This window comes from Pseudomonas sp. NPDC089395, assembly GCF_044749525.1.
Taxonomy (GTDB): domain Bacteria; phylum Pseudomonadota; class Gammaproteobacteria; order Pseudomonadales; family Pseudomonadaceae; genus Aquipseudomonas.
In genome coordinates, this window is the sequence record NZ_JBIVID010000030.1 from 1 (window position 1) to 1,359 (window position 1,359).

Genomic DNA, 1,359 nt, shown 5'->3' on the forward strand with positions numbered 1-1,359 from the left:
TTTTTTGTGTGCGGGCCGGTAAGGGCCTGCCGCTAGGCAGGCCCTGATTTTACCAGGTCGGCCTGATGAACCGATCCCCGTACAGAATCGCGAATTGATTCATCGCACTTTTCCAATCATGCGCCGCCGAGCCCCAGTTTGCCGTGATGTTCCGCAGGCCCAGCCAGATCAGCTTGGTGGCTGCGTCATCGTTCGGGAAATGGCCCCGGGTCTTGATGATCTTGCGCAACTGAGCATTGATACTCTCGATGGCGTTGGTGGTGTAAATCACTTTCCGGATGGCTGGCGGGAAGACAAAGAATGGAATCACTCGATCCCAGGCGCGTCTCCAGGCCGCAACAACTGTTGGATACTGCTTGCCCCAAGGCCCGTTTTCAAACTCATCCAATGCCTGCTCAGCCGCTTCTGCATTGATGGCCTGGTAAATCGGTTTCAGCGCCTTGGCCAGTGCCCGCCGCTTGTCCCAGGCCGCATAGTCCAGGCTGTTGCGAATCAGGTGCACGACGCATGTCTGCAACGTTGTCTCTGGAAATACTGCGCTGAGGGCTTCTGGCATACCTTTGAGGCCATCGGTCACGGCAATCAGCACGTCCTCTACACCACGCGTCTTGAGGTCGTTGAACACCTTCATCCAGAACTTCGCACCCTCGGTGTTCTCGATCCAGATACCCAAGATATCGCGCGTCCCATCGGGTAAAACGCCCAACGCCAGGTAAATGGCCTTGTTGCGCACCAGGCCTTCTTCGCGGATCTTCACCCGCAGCGCATCAAAGAAAATGACCGGGTACATCGGCTCCAGCGGACGCTGCTGCCACGCGCCAATTTCTTCCATGACTTCGTCGGTCACAGAGCTGATGAAATCGGGGGAGACGTCCGTGCCGTACTGCTCAGAAAGAAACGCACGAATCTCTCTGACCGTCATTCCACGGGCATACATGGCAATGATCTTGTCGTCGAAACCGGTATACCGGCGCTCATGCTTGGGGATCAGAATCGGCGAGAAACTGCCGTTTCGGTCGCGTGGAATATCCAGGCGTATCGGGCCATCGCCGGTTAGCACTGTCTTGCCGCTCTTACCGTTGCGCTGGTTGGTTTCATCCTCCGGGCGCTGCGCGCCCGACGGATAGCCCAAGTGGTGACCAAGCTCGGCATTTAGGGCTCGCTCAATCAGCGCTTTCTTGAAGGCCGCAGAAGCCTCTTCGATCGCCTCGGCGGTCATCAGCGTTTCAGGGAGTTGATCCAGCAGCTCCTTTGGGAGCTTCGGCAGCTCTCGCACTGGTTGGCGTTCAGATTTCTTTTTGGTTGGCATACATGCACCTCTTACTCATGTTATGCCCGAACACAAAATTTCTGACACCC

At 56.5% G+C, this 1,359-nt stretch carries 1 protein-coding gene; it reads right to left on the minus strand.

Going from position 1 to position 1,359, the window contains the following annotated elements:
• Nucleotides 1-49 precede the first annotated feature (49 nt).
• Nucleotides 50-1,309 (minus strand): IS256 family transposase, encoded by a 1,260-nt coding sequence (locus tag ACIPZG_RS26750; RefSeq protein WP_400718503.1) that lies wholly within the window; start codon nt 1,307-1,309, stop codon nt 50-52.
• Between the last annotated feature and the right edge of the window lie 50 nt (nt 1,310-1,359).